General features: G+C 67.4%; 14 protein-coding genes. 7 read left to right on the top strand and 7 right to left on the bottom strand.

The genetic code is table 11. From position 1 onward, the window contains the following. Positions 1–33: 33 nt before the first annotated feature. The 5 genes from HNO81_RS03150 (at position 34) to HNO81_RS03130 (ending at position 8,295) form a co-directional block, all read left to right on the top strand. Positions 34–1,650, top strand: coding sequence for an ABC transporter substrate-binding protein (locus HNO81_RS03150; RefSeq protein WP_175316756.1), 1,617 nt, complete (start codon positions 34–36; stop codon positions 1,648–1,650). Positions 1,651–1,729: 79 nt separating this feature from the next. Next, positions 1,730–3,232, top strand: coding sequence for a malate:quinone oxidoreductase (locus HNO81_RS03145; protein WP_175316668.1), 1,503 nt, complete (start codon positions 1,730–1,732; stop codon positions 3,230–3,232). A 68-nt stretch (positions 3,233–3,300) separates the two neighbouring features. Further along, positions 3,301–6,534: an efflux RND transporter permease subunit gene (locus tag HNO81_RS03140; RefSeq protein WP_175316667.1), complete on the top strand. Its 3,234-nt coding sequence runs from the start codon at positions 3,301–3,303 to the stop codon at positions 6,532–6,534. Between the two features lie 190 nt (positions 6,535–6,724). Next, a complete protein-coding gene (locus tag HNO81_RS03135) occupies positions 6,725–7,834 on the top strand; it encodes an LLM class flavin-dependent oxidoreductase (RefSeq protein WP_175316666.1) in 1,110 nt (369 codons plus the stop codon). Beyond that, positions 7,834–8,295: a MarR family winged helix-turn-helix transcriptional regulator gene (locus HNO81_RS03130; RefSeq protein ID WP_175316665.1), complete on the top strand. Its 462-nt coding sequence runs from the start codon at positions 7,834–7,836 to the stop codon at positions 8,293–8,295. Before HNO81_RS03135 ends, HNO81_RS03130 begins: the two co-directional genes overlap by 1 nt. Here the strand turns inward: HNO81_RS03130 and HNO81_RS03125 are convergent. Both HNO81_RS03125 and HNO81_RS03120 read right to left on the bottom strand, forming a co-directional pair. Further along, the gene (locus tag HNO81_RS03125; protein ID WP_175316664.1) at positions 8,292–9,098 is read right to left on the bottom strand and encodes a transglutaminase family protein; all 807 of its coding nucleotides are present in this window, start codon (positions 9,096–9,098) and stop codon (positions 8,292–8,294) included. The two genes, HNO81_RS03130 and HNO81_RS03125, sit on opposite strands and share 4 nt — an antisense overlap. A gap of 72 nt (positions 9,099–9,170) precedes the next feature. Beyond that, complete coding sequence (locus tag HNO81_RS03120; protein ID WP_175316663.1) at positions 9,171–9,971, bottom strand: hypothetical protein; 801 nt, start codon at positions 9,969–9,971, stop codon at positions 9,171–9,173. Positions 9,972–10,154: 183 nt separating this feature from the next. Here HNO81_RS03120 and HNO81_RS03115 point away from each other — a divergent pair, with 183 nt between their 5' ends. Together HNO81_RS03115 and HNO81_RS03110 are read left to right on the top strand one after the other, a co-directional pair. After that, positions 10,155–10,817 (top strand): DUF1684 domain-containing protein, encoded by a 663-nt coding sequence (locus HNO81_RS03115; protein WP_175316662.1) that lies wholly within the window; start codon positions 10,155–10,157, stop codon positions 10,815–10,817. A gap of 25 nt (positions 10,818–10,842) precedes the next feature. Continuing rightward, positions 10,843–11,343: a GtrA family protein gene (locus HNO81_RS03110; RefSeq protein ID WP_175316661.1), complete on the top strand. Its 501-nt coding sequence runs from the start codon at positions 10,843–10,845 to the stop codon at positions 11,341–11,343. 32 nt (positions 11,344–11,375) lie between these two features. On the opposite strand, the gene HNO81_RS03105 is transcribed toward HNO81_RS03110, so the two are convergent. From HNO81_RS03105 to HNO81_RS03085, 5 genes are read right to left on the bottom strand one after another with little or no spacing between them, the layout of a single operon-like run. After that, complete coding sequence (locus HNO81_RS03105) at positions 11,376–12,542, bottom strand: cysteine desulfurase family protein (protein WP_175316755.1); 1,167 nt, start codon at positions 12,540–12,542, stop codon at positions 11,376–11,378. 7 nt (positions 12,543–12,549) lie between these two features. Then, complete coding sequence (gene nadC, locus HNO81_RS03100) at positions 12,550–13,467, bottom strand: carboxylating nicotinate-nucleotide diphosphorylase (protein WP_175316660.1); 918 nt, start codon at positions 13,465–13,467, stop codon at positions 12,550–12,552. Further along, positions 13,460–15,286, bottom strand: a complete 1,827-nt coding sequence (locus tag HNO81_RS03095; protein ID WP_175316659.1) for an L-aspartate oxidase — start codon at positions 15,284–15,286, stop codon at positions 13,460–13,462. The genes nadC and HNO81_RS03095 overlap by 8 nt, the downstream gene beginning before the upstream one ends. Continuing rightward, entirely contained in the window at positions 15,286–16,587 is a 1,302-nt protein-coding gene (gene nadA / locus HNO81_RS03090) for a quinolinate synthase NadA (protein WP_175316658.1), read from the bottom strand. Before nadA ends, HNO81_RS03095 begins: the two co-directional genes overlap by 1 nt. Further along, a complete protein-coding gene (locus tag HNO81_RS03085; RefSeq protein WP_175316657.1) occupies positions 16,584–17,294 on the bottom strand; it encodes an NUDIX hydrolase in 711 nt (236 codons plus the stop codon). Before HNO81_RS03085 ends, nadA begins: the two co-directional genes overlap by 4 nt. Positions 17,295–17,526 lie beyond the last annotated feature (232 nt).

Raw genomic sequence — 17,526 nt, 5'->3', positions numbered from 1 at the left:
CGGCGGACGGTCATCAAGGCCGGTGCCGTCCTCATGGCGCTGGGCGTGACGTCGTGCACCGGCATGCCGTCCCCCTCCCCTACGTCCGGGCCGCCGGGTTCCACCACGGCAGAACCCTCAGCGACCTTTAATTTTGGCACCGCGGCGCAGCCCCTGGGGTTGGACCCGGCGCTCTCCAACGACGTGGAATCCCAGCGGATCACCCGCCAGATCCTGGAGGGCCTGGTGGGCGTGGACCAGACCACGGGCAAACCAACCCCGCTGCTGGCAACGGAATGGAACGAAACCAATGAGGGCCGGACCTACACCTTCAAGCTGCGCACCGGCGTCATCTTCCAGGACGGCACCCCGTTTAATGCCGACGCTGTTTGCGCCAACTTCAACCGTTGGTTCGCTTTCCCCGCAGAACTGCGCAGGCAGGCGCCGGGAAGCTCCTTCAAGGGCGTATTCAAGGCACACTCCGATGAGCCCGGACTGTCGATTTTCAAGAGCTGCACGGCAGTGGCGGCGGATACGGTACAGATCGACCTCACCCAGCGCTTCACCGCGTTCCTCCAGGCGCTGACGCTTCCCGCCTTCGCCATCGCATCCCCCGCAGCCCTGGCCTCCGGCAAGGCAGACGTCCTGGACCAGAACCGGGGCGGCCAGGCGATGTCCGCCTTCGCCACGAACCCCGTGGGCACCGGCCCCTTCGCCTTGGCCGCCTGGGGTACCGACACGGTAACCCTCGCCACCAACAAGACCTACTGGGGAGACCGCGGCCAGATCGCCACCATCAATTTCCTGGCGTACAACCACCCCCAGAGCCGGCTCCAGGCCCTGCTGGACGGCACCATCGACGGCTACGACGCCGTCACCGTGGGGAACTTCGACCAGCTGGTCAAGCGCGGCAAGCAGATCGTGCAGCGCGACCCGTTCTCCGTGATGTATGTGGGCATGAACCAGGACATCCCGATACTCCAGAACCAGAAGATCCGGCAGGCGGTGGAGCTCGCGATCGACAAGGAAACGTTGATCCGGAAGTTCTTCATCGACAACACCGCAAAGGCCACCCAGTTTGTCCCGCCCAAAATCAGCGGCTTCAACAACGACGCGCCGGAACTCGGCCACGACCCCGCCAAAGCCAAGGACTACCTGAAGGAGGGCGGCTACGCGGGCGAAGAGCTGAAGTTCTACTACCCCCTCAATGTCACCCGGCCTTACCTGCCCACCCCCGAAAAGGTCTACGCCGAGCTCAGCCGGCAACTCACCGCCGTCGGATTCAACATCCGGCCCGTCCCCATCGACTGGTCGGACGGCTACCTGCAGAAGGTCCAGTCCGCCGGCGACCATGCGCTCCACATCCTCGGCTGGAACGGCTCCTACTCTGACGCCGACAATTTCGTGGGCCCCCTTTTCGGGGAAAAGAACGGCGAATTCGGCTACCAGGATCCCCAGGTGTTTTCGAAGATCAGCCGCGCGCGGGGGCTCCCGGACGGGAAGGAGCGGGATGAGCTTTATCACACCATCAACACCCAGATCGCCGCGACGGTCCCCGCGGTTCCCATCGCCTTCCCCATCTCCGCTCTTGCCCTGTCGGACCGCGTGCTCAGCTACCCGGCATCACCGGTCTTAAATGAAGTTTTCACGAAGGTCCAGCTAAAGCCTTGACGGCCCCGGCCAATTTCAGTATGCGGGCTGCGCGGGGATATTCTGTGACAGCCAGAGCCGCTGCAATCGGAGACTGATCGTGACCTTCATTTCCAAGACCCCACACGCCGACGTTGTCCTGATAGGCGGCGGCATCATGAGCGCCACGCTGGGGGCATTCCTCAAGCAGCTGGAGCCGGACTGGACCATCTCCCTGTTCGAACGGCTGGACCAGCCGGGGCTCGAAAGCTCGGATCCCTGGAACAACGCCGGGACCGGCCACGCCGCCCTCTGCGAACTGAACTACTCCCCCGCAGCCAAGGACGGCTCCGTCAGCCCCAACAAGGCACTGCTGATCAACGAACAGTTCCAGCTGTCCCGCCAGTTCTGGTCCCACCTGGTGGACAACAACCTCATCGGCTCCCCCAAGGGCTTCATCAACACCGTCCCGCACATGAGCTTCGTGATCGGCGAGGATCACGCACGGTTCCTGAAGACCCGGTATGAGGCATTGAAGCCGCACACCCTGTTCCGCAGCATGGAGTACTCCGAAGACCACGCCCAGATCGCCAAGTGGGCTCCGCTGATCGTCAAGGGCCGCGACCCCCAGCAGCGCATTGCCGCCACGCGCGCCGCCGAGGGCACCGACGTCGACTTCGGCGCCTTGACCCGCGAGCTGACCTCCTACCTGGGGAACAACGGCGTCGAGATCAACTACGGCCATGACGTCACCGGGATCTCCCGCGCCTCCGACGGCGGCTGGGACCTGACGCTGAAGCACCCGCGGTCGGGGGAACACGGCAAGATCCACGCCAAGTTCGTCTTCGTCGGTGCCGGCGGCGGTGCCCTGCACCTGCTCCAGGCCTCCGGCATCCCGGAAAGCAAGGGCTACGGCGGATTCCCGGTTTCCGGCCAGTTCTTCCGCTGCACGGACGAAACCATCGCCGCCCAGCACAGCGCCAAGGTTTACGGCCAGGCCTCCGTGGGCGCCCCGCCGATGTCCGTTCCGCACCTGGACACCCGCTACGTCAACGGCAAGCGCTCCCTGCTGTTCGGCCCGTACGCCGGGTTCTCCACCAACTTCCTGAAGAACGGCTCCTACCTGGACCTGCCGCTGTCCATCCGCCCGTCCAACATCATCCCGATGCTGGCCGTTGCCAAGGACAACATGGACCTCACCGCCTACCTGGTCAAGGAAGTCGTGAAGAAGCACGACCAGAAGGTTGAGGCGCTGCAGGAGTACTACCCGGAGGCAAAGGGCGGTGACTGGGAACTCATCACCGCCGGCCAGCGTGTACAGATCATCAAGAAAGACCCGCAAAAGGGCGGCATCCTCCAGTTCGGCACTGAAGTGATCGCCGGCCGTGACGGCTCCATCGGCGCGCTCCTGGGCGCTTCGCCTGGGGCATCGACCGCTGTCCCCATCATGATCGAGCTGCTGCAGAAGACGTTCCCCAAGAACTTCAAGGGCTGGCAGTCCAAGCTCAAGGACATGATGCCCGGCTACGGGGTGAAGCTGGATGAGAATCCTGACCTCGCCGCGGAACTGGAACGGGCAACGGCCGCGTCCCTCCAGCTGGAGACTGTTTCCGCCAGCCACTGACCCTGCGGGGCCAGCGGCTGGCACCCCCAGGGCTTGTACCAGTCACTTAGACCCCCAGGAGACCACCCATGTTCCGGTTGGCGTACCTTTCCCTGGCGAACCGGGCCCTGATCGCGCTGATCACCGTCTTCGCCTCCGTTTTCGGCGTCATCACCATGACATCGCTGAAACAGGAGCTCATCCCTTCCATTGAGTTCCCGCAGATCACGGTGCTCACCGCCATGCCTGGAGCCTCTCCGGACGTGGTGGACAAGCAGGTCAGCGGACCCCTGGAAAAGGCGCTGAACGGCGTGGAGGGGCTGGAATCCACCTCCTCCACGTCCCGGACGGGCGTCTCGCAGATCACCATGGTGTTCACGTACGGGTCCAACCTGGACCGGGCCCGGAACCAGATCGACCGTGCCATCTCCAACGCCAAGCGGACTCTGCCCAGCGACGTCCAGCCTCAGGCCATCGCCGGCAGCATCAGCGACTTTCCCATTGTTTTCCTCGCTGTTTCCTCGGACAAGCCACTCAGCGACCTGAACGCTGACCTGCAGCGCCTGAGCGTCCCCCGGCTGCAGAAGATCGACGGCGTCCGCAGCGCCGACGTCACCGGCGGCGCCAGCCAGCACATTGAGGTCCTCCCCCGCACCGACGCCCTGGCCGCGGCCGGGGTGGGCGTGACCGCCATCCGCGACGCCCTGTCCAACAACGGTGCCCTGGTCCCGGCAGGAACCCTTGAAGACCAGGGCAGGACCCTCTCGCTGCAGATCGGCAGCCCGGTCGATTCCCTCGACGCCATCAAGGCCCTCCCGCTGTCCGGCGCCAAGGACGCGGCCACCATCGGTTCCGTGGCCGACGTTTCCCTCAAGGACGACGAACGCACCTCCATCACCCGCACCAATGGCGCCGAGACGCTTGCCGTCTCCGTCACCAAGAAGCCCGAGGGTGACACGGTGGCCATCTCCCACGCCGTGCGGGATTCGCTTAATGACCTCGAGGCCGAGCTGGGCTCCAACGCCAAATTCACCCCGGTCTTCGACCAGGCGCCATTTATCGAAAAGTCCATCAAGGACCTCACCACGGAAGGCCTCCTGGGCCTGGGCTTTGCTGTGGCCGTCATCCTGCTTTTCCTCATGTCCGCGCGGTCCACGCTGGTCACGGCCGTCTCCATTCCGCTGTCCCTGCTGATTACCTTCATCGGCCTGTCAGCCACCGGCTACTCGCTGAACATCCTGACGCTGGGCGCCCTGACCATCGCGATCGGGCGCGTGGTGGACGACTCGATCGTGGTCATCGAAAACATCAAGCGGCACCTCAGCTACGGGGAGGAAAAGTCGACGGCGATCCTCACCGCCATCAAGGAGGTGGCAGGAGCCATCACCGCCTCCACCCTGACTACGGTGGCGGTGTTCCTGCCCATCGCATTTGTCGGCGACCTGGCCGGTGAACTGTTCCGGCCGTTCGCCCTGACCGTCACCATGGCCCTGCTGGCATCGCTGCTGGTCTCCCTGACCATCGTTCCGGTGCTTGCCTACTGGTTCCTGAAGAACCCCAAGGGCGGTCCCGCCACCGCGGCCGCAGGCTCCCCCGAGGCCCGGCGCATTGCAGATGAGGCAAAGGCACGGGCCCACGACGCCGAGCAGCGCAGCCGCCTGCAGCGCGGCTACCTCCCCATCCTCCGGTCCACGCAAAAGCACCCCGTGATTACCCTGGTGGCGGCCGTCCTGGTACTCGGTGCCACGGCAGCCATGACGCCGCTGCTCGCCACGAACCTGCTGGGAAATTCCGGGCAGAACAGCCTGACCGTGCGCCAGGTCCTGCCGGCGGGGACCAGCCTGGCCGACACCAGTGCCGCCGCCATCCGCCTGGAAGGTGTCCTCCGGGGCATCGACGGCATCAAGGACGTCCAGGTGACGTCCGGCAATGCCCAGGCCGGTTTTGCCGCCCTCACCTCCACCGGTTCCTCGAACTCAACGTTCACCGTGGTCACCGACGAAAAGGCCGACCAGGAACAGCTCCAGGACACCGTGCGTTCGGAGCTGGCCAAGGTGCCCGATTCCGGAAAGATCTCCGTCGGCACGCAGCAGGGCGGCTTCGGCACCTCGTCCACCGTTGACATCACGCTGAAGGCCGCCAGCAGCGCCGACCTGCAGTCCGCCAGCGACACCATGGTGGCTGCCATGACCGGCGTGCCAGGCACCAGCGAAGTCGCCAGCAACCTCGCAGCCAGCAACCCCGTAGTCCAGGTCAAGGTGGACCGGGCCAAAGCGACGGCCGCCGGCCTGAACGAAGGCCAGGTGGCCGGCGTCCTGGCCGCCACCATCAGCCCCATCCCGGCCGGCACGGTGCGGATCGACACCAATGACTTCCCCGTCCGGATCGGCCAGGGCACAAAGTTCACCAGTATCGATGCAGTCAGGAACATCCCGCTCCCGGCCGGCGGCCGGCCGGTGACGCTGGGAAGCATCGCCTCCGTGGAACAGGTGGACGTCCCCGTCTCCATCACCTCAAGCAACGGTGAGCGCACCGCCAAGGTGTCCATCACGCCGTCGGGCTCCAACCTGGGTGCCGTGAACACCGAAGTCCAAAAGCGCCTGGCGGATGTCCAGCTGCCCCCGGGGGTCACCGCCACCATCGGCGGCGCCACCACCCAGCAGGCAGAGTCGTTCCGGCAGCTGGGCCTGGCCCTCCTGGCCGCCATCGCCATTGTGTACGTGATCATGGTGGCCACCTTCAAATCCCTTATCCAGCCGCTGATCCTGCTGGTCTCCGTGCCATTTGCAGCCACCGGCGCGGTGGCCCTGCTGCTGCTCACGGGGGTACCGCTGGGACTGCCGTCGCTGATCGGCATGTTGATGCTCGTGGGAATCGTGGTCACGAATGCCATCGTGCTGATCGACCTGATCAACCAGTACCGGCAGCCGCGCGACGGCCGGCCCGGCATGAATGTGGCGGACGCCATCACCAACGGCGCCAGGCAGCGGCTCCGGCCCATCCTCATGACGGCCCTGGCCACGGTCTTCGCCCTCACGCCCATGGCCCTGGGCCTCACGGGCGGCGGCGGCTTCATCTCCCAGCCGCTGGCAGTGGTGGTGATTGGCGGCCTGGTGTCCTCCACGGCGCTGACCCTGGTCCTGGTTCCGGTGCTCTACCGGCTGGTGGAAGGCCGGCGCGAAAAGAAGGCGCTCCTGCGGGACCTCCAGGCCCGTCCGCAGGCCGGCCCGGGATCTGACATCGACGCCGAGTTCAGGGACTGGACCACAGGCCAGGTCCCCAAGGTCAGCGGCCGCCGCGCAGCCCCCGGCGGCGCAGAGTAGGCAGGGATGTGGATTGGCGATGCCCGTACCGGAAACCGGTGCGGGCATCGCTGCGTTCCGCCCATCCCCGCCGTGGCAGGGGAATAAACCCTGCGGCATGGCGTTACAAAGGGCAATAGATGCAAATGCATCTACATTGGTCTAGACTGGACCCAAGCCCGGAAAGTCCAGGAACGGAAAGGCACACGTCATGCAGATCGGTGTATTCAGCGTCAGCGACATCACCACGGACCCCACCACAGGCCGCACCCCCACCGAACACGAGCGCATCAAGGCCTCGGTGGCCATCGCCAAAAAGGTCGAGGAAATCGGCATGGATGTCTACGCCATCGGCGAGCACCACAACCGGCCCTTCTTCTCTTCCTCCCCCACCACCACCCTGGCCTACATCGCGGCCCAGACCGAACGCATCATCCTGTCCACGGCCACCACGCTGATCACCACCAATGACCCGGTGAAGATCGCAGAGGACTTCGCCATGCTCCAGCACCTGGCCGACGGCCGCGTGGACCTGGTCCTGGGCCGCGGCAACACCGCTCCGGTGTACCCGTGGTTCGGCAAGAACATCCAGGACGGCGTGGAACTGGCCATCGAGAACTACAGCCTCCTGCGCAAGCTCTGGGACGAGGACACGGTGAACTGGTCCGGCAAGTTCCGCACCCCGCTGCAGAACTTCACCTCCACCCCCCGCCCGCTCGACGGCGTGGCTCCCTTCGTGTGGCACGGCTCCATCCGCACGCCGCAGATCGCCGAGGTTGCCGCCTACTTCGGCGACGGCTTCTTCGCCAACAACATCTTCTGGCCCAAGGAGCACTACCAGCAGCTGATCGGCCTCTACCGGGAGCGGTACGAGCACTACGGCCACGGCAAGGCGGACCAGGCGATCGTGGGACTCGGCGGCCAGTTCTTCATGCGGAAGAACTCCCAGGATGCCGTGAAGGAATTCCGTCCCTACTTTGACAACGCACCGGTCTACGGACACGGGCCGTCCCTGGAGGACTTCACCTCCCAGACCCCGCTGACCGTGGGCAGCCCGCAGGAAGTCATCGAAAAGACCCTGACCTTCCGCGAGTACTTCGGCGACTACCAGCGGCAGCTGTTCCTGATCGACCACGCGGGGCTGCCGCTGAAGACCGTCCTGGAGCAGCTGGACCTGTTCGGCGAGGAGGTGCTGCCGGTCCTGCGCAAGGAGTATGCAGCCCTCAAGCCCGCGCATGTTCCGGAACCGCCCACGCACGCAGGCCGCGTGGCCGCCCTGCTCGCGTCGCAGGATGCCGGCAACGCCACCCCGGTGGCGTAATGGCAACGGGAGGATTGGAGTCTCCGGTACGGCTGGCGGCGGAAGCCTGGGAGTCCTTGTTCCGCGCACAGGTTGCGGTCATGCGGAAGCTGCAGTCCGGACCCGCCTTCCGGAAACTTGCGGTGAACGAGTACGACGTCCTGTTCACGCTCTCGCGCTGCCCGTCGGGCTGGCTGCGGCTCAATGAGCTCAACGACAACGTGCTGTTGAGCCAGTCCAGCCTCAGCCGGCTGGTGGAGCGGCTGGAAAAGCGGGGCCTCGTGGCCCGCATGCCGGCACCGGAGGACGGGCGCGGCGTGCTGCTTCAGCTGACGGACGAGGGCCGTGAACTGCAGAAGGAGATCGGCCGCGAGCACGTCCGTGACATCTCGGCCCTGGTGGGCCCGGCGCTCACCGCAGCCGAGCAGAAGGAGCTCATGAGGCTCACCGACAAGCTGCGGAATTCGCTGGGGAAGCGCTAGCCCAGCTGCACCAGCGAAGTGGCATCCTCGGCCGGCAGGTCCCCGTTGACCACGGCGGTGACGCGCAGCTGGTTCAGCACCAGGCTGCCGCCCACCGTCGAAAGAAAGGCCGTGTCCGACGAGTCGCGGCCGGCGGTAATGCGCAGCATCGACTCCCGCGGGGCAAGCCCCGTGGGGTCGATGACATGCCAGGCGCCCTCCACATAGGCCTCCGCCACGGCGTGGAAATCCATGGGATTCAGGCCGGGGGCGTAGACGGCCGCGAGGCGGGCGGGGATGTCCTTGGAGCGCAGCAGGGCGATGGCGAGGTGGGCGAAGTCCCGGCATACTCCCCGCCTGCTCAGGAGCGTCTCCACGGCGCCATCCGTGCCTCGGGATGAGCCGCTGATATACCGCAGTTCACCGTTCACCCACTCGCGGACCGCGCGCACCAGGTCCGCCCCGTGGACGCCGCCAAATTCCGCGTAGGCCGTCGGGAGCAGCCGGTCCGACTCGGCATAGCGGCTGGGACGTACGTAGCGGATCCGGTCCGCCAGGTCCGCCTCCTCGGGCACGGCGCGGCCGGCAACAGTGGCCGAATATTCCACCGCGACGTCGGCGGGTTCGGCGAACTCCATGTAGTGGAACCTGCCGCCGTGGTGGTCTGAAATCTCCGTGAGCGGAACCTCCGCTCCCCCGGCCGTCACGGACAGGGATTCCGCAAAGGATGAGTAGCCGCTGTTCCTGGCCACGGCGATGGCCATGGCCACCTTGGTGTTGGCGATGGTCCTGAAGGCCAGGCGTGCGGACACAGAGCGTTCCATGAATCTCCGGGGGTGTTGGGGGTGGAAGGCAGGTCGGGCGCCCCGTCACCTGGTGGGCTGCGGGAGGCGGGACTAGTTTTTGACCTTCAGCGACATTAGCATCCGTTGCACGTTGGCGAAGTCCGGGCTCCCGTTGACGTATTGGGCCGCCTGGTCCAGTGTGTCGAACGCCTTTGCCGGGGCCACCTTCTCATCGGGCGCGAAGGCCTTGAGGACCACAACATCCCCGAATGAAAAGTCCCCCTTCCCGGCCGGGCCACGCACCACGTTGCGCAGCCCGCACGCCGTCCCGTCGGTTCCACCCACCAGATTGGTGATGCCGTAGGACCCAAAGAAGCGGTACCCCTGAATCACCCGGTACACCATGCGGGGCGGGATGGTTCCCTCCCCGCCGTCCGCGGCGAGGTCGAAGGGCACGCTGCTGAGCACTGTGTAGGGGCGGCCGGCACTGCCCGGGCAGTCGGCGGACGACGGCGGCAGTCCCGTCCGGAGCGCAGCCATGAACGTTCCGTCGGGCTTCTTCACCTCAACCTTCAGTCCGCCCGGCAGGACACCTTCCTCCGGCGCCACTGACTGCGCGATCCAGTCCGCCGGTAACTCGAAGCTGACGGTCTTCGCCGGATCGGTGTAGGTCTTCCACGACGTTGCGGTGGGCACCGCCTGGAACTCGCCGGAGGCCGCTGCCGTCGGTGGAGCCGGTGCTGCTGCGCTCCCACCCGGTGAAGCCGTTCCGGAGGACGGCGCAGCCGGGGAATCCGGTTGTGCTGTCCATCCGGGGCCCTCCGGCTGGGGTCCGGAGCAGGCGGCCAGCAGCACCGCAGCAGTTGCGAGGGAAATGCCGGAAAGAACAGCCTTCACGGGCGCGCCTGTCATGAGGCCCAGCCTAACGGGCCCCATCCCCCCGCTGGCGCCTGCCACCGCAGTGTTTCCTGCCTCCCGGACACCCGCACCAGGACCCCGCCCGGCCGGCCTGCCAACCGCCCGCCGGCTGCGGCACCTGCCCGGCGTGTCGCCGTCGGACGTTGACCACCCCTGCCTGGGACTAGGCTGGAGGCTATGTCGGAAGAGCAGCACGGCGCAGCCGAAGAGAACCCCGCGGACATTTCCGCCCTGGACATTGCCGACTGGCGCCTCCGGACCTTTGCGCTCTACGACAACGTCCGGCGGATCTCCGCCGACAGCCCGTCCGAGGCGCACTCGTACTGGCGCCACCAGCGGGACCTGATGTTCGCTACGCATCCGGCGTCCGCGCTGACGGCGGCGGGCAAAGCGCGTTTTTCCGGCCTGAGGACCGCCGACTACGATCCCATCTACCGTTTCCACGTCCCGCTCACCAAGGAGGGCGCCGGCCGGGAGATGAGCGTGGACACGGGAACCGACGGCGTGGTCAACTTTGTCCGGCTGGGCACTTTCGATCTTCCCGAGATGGGCCAGCTGGGAGTGTGGAAAATCCACGGATACGGCGGCGGCATCTTTGTTCCGTTCCGGGACGCCACGGCCGGCCAGCCCGGCGGAAGCTACGGGGCTGGCCGCTACCTGCTGGACACCATCAAAGGCGCGTTCCACGGCGTCAACGGTTCGGGACCCGGCGCCACCTTCGTCCTGGACTTCAACTTCGCCTACAACCCCTCGTGCGCCTACAACGAGGCATGGGCCTGCCCGCTGCCCGGGCCGTCGAACCGGCTGGCCGTGGAAATTCCCGTGGGTGAACTGTACTGATGCCGGCCGTCCCCGGTAACGCCGCGTGAGGGAAGGTCTGTCCGCACCCGCACCCGCACCCGCTCCCACGGAAACCGATACCCGGCGCTTTCCTGCCACCAGGCGCCACCGCGGTGTCCTGCGGTTTCCGGTCATCCGGCAGCTGCTGCGGTTCTCCGGCGTGGGAATCATCTGCACCGCGGCGTCCCTGGGCCTTTACGCCCTGCTGCGCCCGTGGCTTGGCGCCCAGCTGGCCAACGCCGTGGCGCTGGTCCTCACGTCATTGCTGAACACGGCCCTGAACCGGCGGCTGACGTTCAAGATCGCCGGTCAGCAGCGCCGCACCCGCGACCACCTCAACGGCCTGGTGGTGATCGCCGTAGCGTTGGTGATCACCGGCAGCAGCCTGGGCGTGCTGCACTGGTTCAACCCGGACGCCACCGTGGGGGACGAACTGGTGGCCACCACGCTCTCCGGCTTCCTGGCCACCGCGGTGCGCTTCAGCATGCTGCGGCACTGGATCTTCCGGCGGGCCCGCCACCGCTAGGCCCCGGGGACCTGGCCGTCCGGGAAGAACGGCTACCGGCCCTGGCCCGCGCCCAGGTTCCTCACAACGGCGACGGCCTCCAGGACGGCAGCTGCGGCGGCGTCGAGGTCTTCCTGCGTCACCGAGGCATCGAAGCTGAACCGGACCGCCGTCTGTGCCACCCCGGCCGGAAAACCCATCGCCGTCAGGACGGGCGAGGGTGCGTCCGAGCCGGCAGCGCACGCCGACCCGCTGGAGCAGACCACGCCGCGCCGTTCCAGTTCCAGGAGCACCGACTCGCCGCTGGTGCCGGGAAAGCAGAAGGAAGCCACCGATGGCAGCCGTTCCGACGGATGGCCGGTAAGGATGGCATCCGGAACGCCTGACACGACAGCGGCGATGAACCGGTCACGCAGCCTGGCAACCGTCGCCTGCTCCCCTGCCTGGCGGTCCCGGGCAAGCGTGAGGGCCGTGGCCAGCCCCACCGCGCCGGCAACATTCTCCGTCCCGGACCGGCGGCCCCGCTCCTGGCCGCCGCCATGGAGGACCGGCTCCAGCCGCATCCGGCTGCGGACAAACAACAGGCCGCAGCCTTTGGGTGCCCCCAGCTTGTGCCCCGAGATGCTCATCGCATCCACACCCAGCGCGCGGGTGTCCAGCGGCAGCCAGCCGGCCGCCTGGACGGCGTCGGTGTGGAACGGGATGCCCTGGGCCCGGGCCAGTTCCGCCAGGGCTGCGATGGGCTGCACAGTGCCCACCTCGTTGTTGGCGTACATGATGCTCACCAGGGCCGTTTCCGGCCGCAACGCGGCGGCAAGCGCTTGGGGCGTGACGCGGCCGGTTGCGTCCACCGGGACCACGTCGACGGCGAAGCCGTGGAAGCGCTCCAGGTACCGGGCGGATTCCTCCACGGCGGGATGTTCGACGGCGCTGATCACCAGCCGGTCCAGCAGCGGGTTGGCCGCCTGCCGGGCCAGGGCAATGCCCTTGACCGCCAGGTTGTCCGCCTCGGTACCTCCCGCAGTGAACACCACCTCGCCCTGCCGGCAGCCAAGGACGCCAGCCACCGCCCGCCGCGCGTCCGCGAGTCCCGCGGCCGCCGCTTCACCGAGGCTGTGGTGGCTGGAAGGGTTTCCGAAACCGCCGGTGAGGTAGGGCCACATGGCGTCCAGTACTTCACGGCGGACCGGGGTGGTGGCGGCTGCGTCCAGGAAGATCACGGCAGCCTCACCCGGCGGCCAGTTCGACGTCGAGGCCCAGGTCCAGTGCTGCCACGGTGTGGGTGAGTGCGCCAATGGAGATGACGTCCACGCCGGTGGCCGCAATGGCTGCCACCGTGCCGGTGTTGACGTTTCCACTGGCTTCCACCCGGGCCCGCCCTGCCACAAGGTCAACCCCGGCCCTGAGCTCGTCGATGCTGAAGTTGTCCAGCATGATGGTGTCCACTCCGGCGGCCAGCACGGGTTCGATCTGGTCCATGCGGTCCACCTCGACTTCGAAGTGCGTGGTGTGGCCCAGTTGTGCCTTGGCGGCCAGGAGGAGCGCGGTGAGTTTCGCCGGGTCCCCGCCGGTCATCACGGCGAGGTGGTTGTCCTTGGCCAGCACGGCGTCCGAAAGGCTGTACCGGTGGTTTGCACCGCCGCCGCAGCGGACCGCGAACCGTTCCAGGATGCGCAGCCCTGGGGTGGTCTTGCGCGTATCGGTGATGCGGGCCCGGGTGCCCTCAGCGAGCCGCACGAATTCGGCGGTCTTCGTGGCGATGGCGGACATCCGCTGGACCAGGTTGAGTGCCACGCGCTCTGCCAGCAGCACCGAGCGGGCACTGCCGGTGACCCGCGCAAGGTGCGTTCCGGCGTGGAAGGGTTCACCGTCCGCCACCAGCAGCTCCACCTGCGTGGCGGGGTCCACCAGCTCCATGGCGTCCCGGAACACGGTGATGCCGCTGAGGACCCCCGGAACGCGGGCGTTAAGGACGGCCGTGGCCCGGGCGCCGGCGGGGATGAGCAGCTGCGAGGTGATGTCGCCGGAGGGTGCGTCCTCGGCGAAGGCCCGCTCCAGGATGTCCCTGACGGGGGCCGGCGGAAGGGTCAGGTCCAGCGGTAAGCGCCGGGACACGGCCTGGTCGATCACGGCGGGTTCAGTCATGGAGCAGGCTCGCTTTCGGGCGGAGGGAAGACAGGTTGGCAGTTTCAGCGGGTTCATCGCTGCGGTAATGCGCCCCCAGCGATTCACCGCGTTTCAGGGCGGCGCCGACCAAGAGCTGCGCGGCCAGCAGGAGGTTGCGGTCCTCGCAGGCACCAGGGTCAGCAGCGCCGGCCAGGTCAGGACGGACGACGCCGGCCCAGTGGTCAAGCGTGCGGCGGGCCTCGGCCAGCAATTCCCCGGACCGCAGCACCCCGGCATGCGACGTCATAAGGCGGCGCAGAGCCTCCCGGGAAAACGGCTCACCGGCCCCTTCTCCCCCACCGGAGCTGGACGGCCCGCTCCCTGCCAGCACCCCTGAGCGATCCGCCGCGCCTTCTAAAGCAGCAGGGACGGTAACGTGCGCACTCGCGTTTCGCGGCAGGGGCGCGGAAGCGTGCGGCAGTTCCGGAGGTCCCGAAAGCGCCGTTGTCGCGTGAGCGTCCGCATCGGCCGCCGAGCTTGCGAGGCGTTCGCCGGTGCGAGGCGCGAGCGCAGGCGCCGAGGGACCTGCGGAGCTGCCCGCCAGAAAGTCTTCAACAGCGCGGCGGCCGAAAACGAGTCCCTCGAGGAGGGAGTTGCTGGCCAGCCGGTTTGCCCCTTGGACGCCTGTGCACGCAACCTCCCCGGCGGCATAGAGGCCGGGAAGGGTAGTGCGGGCGGAAAGGTCCGTGCGTACCCCGCCCATCCAGTAGTGCGCGGCTGGGGCGACCGGGACCAGCTCGCGCGTCCAGTCGATGCCGGCGTCGAGGGTTTTACGGGTGAGGGTGGGGAACCTCCGTTGGAGGAAGCCCTCGCCCCGCACCTGCTCGATGCCCCGGGCGTCGAGGTAGACATGCCCGTTGGGATCACCCAGCTTGGCCAAGTGGAGGGCAATACTCCGGGAGACGACGTCGCGGGGTGCCAGTTCGGCGTCCGGGTGGTAGGCCTGCATGAAGCGGCGGCCGCCCGAGTCCAGCAGGATGGCCCCCTCGCCGCGGACGGCTTCGGAGATCAGCAGTGGCCCGTCCAGCCGGGCCGGATGGGCTGTGGCGGAGCTGACCAGGCAGGTGGGGTGGAACTGGAAGAACTCAAGGTCTGCCACTGCCGCTCCGGCGCGGACGGCGAGCGCCAGTCCGTCGGCGGTGGCTACCGCGGGGTTGGTGGTTTGGGCGTACAGCTGTCCTGCTCCCCCGGTGGCGAGCAGGACGGCATCCGCGTCCAGGACCGAGAGCACGCCGTCCTGGAGATACTCGACTCCTGCCACCTGCCCGTCCCTCGTCACCAGGGCGGTGGCCTGGGCGTGCGCGCGGATGGTGAGCTTTCCGTCCTCCTTCCGGGACAGGACGGCCTGGATCAGTGCGCCGGCGACGCGGGCACCCGTGGCGTCCCCTCCCGCATGCAGGATCCGCGGGGCACTGTGGGCTGCTTCGAGCCCAAGGGCCGGGCCGTCGTCGTGCGTTGCCTTGCGCACTCCTGCGCCGGCGTGGCCCGCGTCGAAGGCGACACCGTATCGCTGCAGGGCGGCAATGTCCTGCCGCGCCTGCGTGCACATCAGCCGGACTGCTGCCTCGTTGCAGTGCCCGGCGCCGGCGCGGAGCGTGTCAGCGATGTGCGCGGCGACGGTGTCTCCGGGCGATGGCTCGGCGAGGACGGCGGAGATGCCGCCCTGGGCGTACCAGGTGTTGCTCTGGTCCAGCGTGCCCTTGGTCAGCAGCACCACGTCAGCGCCGGCGTCGGCGGCGAGCAGAGCCGCGTAGAGGCCCGCGATGCCACTTCCGACGACGGCCAGCCTGCGCGTCATCACGGCCTCGCGGCGAGCATGCGCTCAAGCGCCGTCCTGGCGTTGGCCTGCACGTCCTGGTCCACGGTGATGCGGTTGACCACGCGGCCGGCCACCAGTTCCTCCAACACCCAGGCGAGGTACCCGGGATGGATCCGGTACATGGTGGAGCAGGGGCAGATCACCGGGTCCAGGCAGAAGATGGTGTGCTGCGGATACTCGGCGGCAAGCCGGTTGACCATGTTGATTTCCGTGCCGATGGCGAACGTGGTGGGCCCGGTGGCGGCGGCGATGGCCTTCTTAATGAAGTCCGTGGAGCCGGCGGAATCCGCGGCGTCCACCACTTCCATGGGGCATTCGGGGTGCACGATGACCTGCACGCCGGGGAAGTCCGCCCGGGCCTTTTCAATCTGGGCGACGCTGAAGCGCTTGTGGACCGAGCAGAACCCGTGCCAGAGGATAACGCGGGAATCCAGGAGCGCCTGTTCGTCATTGCCCCCTAGGTCCATGCGCGGGTTCCACATGGGCATCTTCTCCAGGGGCACGCCCAGTGCCTTCGCCGTGTTGCGGCCCAGGTGCTGGTCGGGGAAGAACAGGACCCGCTGGCCCCGCTGGAACGCCCACTCCAGGACTGTCTTGGCGTTCGAGGACGTGCAGACAATGCCGCCGTGCTCGCCGCAAAAAGCTTTCAGGGCTGCGGAGGAGTTCATGTAGGTGACGGGGATGACCGGGACCCGGCCTTCGGCGTCGGGCTCGGTGCCGAAGATCTCTGCGAGCTGTTCCCAGCATTCCTCCACGGAGTCCGCATCTGCCATGTCGGCCATGGAGCATCCTGCCGCGAGGTTGGGCAGGATGACGGCCTGCTCTGCGGTGGAGAGGATGTCAGCGGTTTCGGCCATGAAGTGGACGCCGCAGAAAATGATGGCTTCCGCGTCCGGCCTGGTAAGCGCGGCGTTGGCGAGCTGGAAGGAGTCCCCCACGAAGTCGGCGTACTGGATCACCTCGTCGCGCTGGTAGAAGTGTCCCAGGATGACGGCCCGCTCACCCAGGATGTCTTTGGCGGCCTTGATCCGTTCGCCGAGTTCGGCGTCGCTGGCCCGCTTGTATTCCTCGGGCAGCTGGCCCTGGCGGGGAGTGGTGGCAGGGGCCGGGTCCGCACTGGAGGCACCCGGGCCGTAGGCGGGAACGCCGGCGAGTGCCTCTGCCAGGTCGTAGTCCCACGGGCCCCTGGCCAGTGCCGGGCTGCAGGTGCTGCCTGTGGCGGCGCCTTTCTCGGCCTGTTCGCGCGTGATCAGCTGGATTGCCGTATTGACGCTGCTCATGGTGTGCTCCTGTTGTCTGGGTCAAGGCCGGGCCGGCCGGTGTAGCGGTAGAGGCGTGGCGGGCGGTGCTTGCCGCCCTGGAGGTATTCCCCGGTTTCTTCGATTTCCGGGGTCGATTTGAGCTGCCGGCGGAAGTTGGCCGGGTCCAGTTGCCGGTCCAGGACGGCTTCGTAGACCTCGCGGACCTGGGCCAGCGTGAAGTACTCGCCCAGCAGGTGGTAGGCCACCGAGCCATAGGCCAGCTTGTTCCGAAGGCGGCCCAGGGCGTAGTCCACGATGGCGTTGTGGTCGAAGGCAAGGTGGCCCAAACGGTCCGCCCGGAACCACCTCACGTTCTCTGATTCGTCGGCGAGCGCAGCTTCCGTGGGCTGGACCAGCGCCCAGTAGACGATGGACACCACCCGCTGGGTGGGCGAGCGGTGCAGGCCGCCGAAGGCATACAGCTGTTCCAGGTACCGGGGCGCCAGGCCCGTGGTCTCCTGCAGGTTGCGGGCCGCGGCGCTTTGGAGTGACTCGTCGTGGCTGAGGGGTCCGCCCGGGAGGGCCCACAGCCCCTTGAAGGGCTCCCGGATGCGGCGGACCAGGGGAAGCCACAACGTGGGCCGGCCAGAGGACTCGCTGGGCCGCAGGGCGAAGATCACCGTGGAGATGGCCAGCGACGGCGGCGCGGCCTGGCGCTCGGAAACGTTCGCCGAACTGTAGTACACCCGCTTCACCGCCTTCCGTCTCCGTCGACCACCCTGTGGGCGCCATCTTTAGTTATGGTCATCTTGACCAAAACTAATTCTACGGCCGCGCCCGCCCGAAATGGAAATATTTCTGCCGCTTCCGCCTGGTACCTCAGGCGGCGTGCCACGAAGCCGTTTCGCCGGCGTTCCGCGCCTGGCGTTCCTGGCGGCGTTTCCGGGCACGTTCCGGAGGCGGTAAATTCAAAAGGTC

This window comes from Pseudarthrobacter sp. C4D7, from assembly GCF_013359725.1.
GTDB lineage: Bacteria > Actinomycetota > Actinomycetes > Actinomycetales > Micrococcaceae > Arthrobacter.
This window is presented reverse-complemented; position numbering and strand designations above follow the sequence as displayed.

What these genes read in the sequence shown, in the direction of transcription:
- HNO81_RS03130 (WP_175316665.1), top strand. Translation starts at nt 7,834, where the DNA reads ATGGCAACGGGAGGATTGGAGTCTCCGGTACGGCTGGCGGCGGAAGCC.
- HNO81_RS03120 (WP_175316663.1), bottom strand. Translation starts at nt 9,971, where the DNA reads ATGACAGGCGCGCCCGTGAAGGCTGTTCTTTCCGGCATTTCCCTCGCA.
- HNO81_RS03140 (WP_175316667.1), top strand. Translation starts at nt 3,301, where the DNA reads ATGTTCCGGTTGGCGTACCTTTCCCTGGCGAACCGGGCCCTGATCGCG.
- nadC (WP_175316660.1), bottom strand. Translation starts at nt 13,467, where the DNA reads ATGACTGAACCCGCCGTGATCGACCAGGCCGTGTCCCGGCGCTTACCG.
- HNO81_RS03095 (WP_175316659.1), bottom strand. Translation starts at nt 15,286, where the DNA reads ATGACGCGCAGGCTGGCCGTCGTCGGAAGTGGCATCGCGGGCCTCTAC.
- HNO81_RS03150 (WP_175316756.1), top strand. Translation starts at nt 34, where the DNA reads ATGGCGCTGGGCGTGACGTCGTGCACCGGCATGCCGTCCCCCTCCCCT.
- HNO81_RS03125 (WP_175316664.1), bottom strand. Translation starts at nt 9,098, where the DNA reads ATGGAACGCTCTGTGTCCGCACGCCTGGCCTTCAGGACCATCGCCAAC.
- nadA (WP_175316658.1), bottom strand. Translation starts at nt 16,587, where the DNA reads ATGAGCAGCGTCAATACGGCAATCCAGCTGATCACGCGCGAACAGGCC.
- HNO81_RS03115 (WP_175316662.1), top strand. Translation starts at nt 10,155, where the DNA reads ATGTCGGAAGAGCAGCACGGCGCAGCCGAAGAGAACCCCGCGGACATT.
- HNO81_RS03135 (WP_175316666.1), top strand. Translation starts at nt 6,725, where the DNA reads ATGCAGATCGGTGTATTCAGCGTCAGCGACATCACCACGGACCCCACC.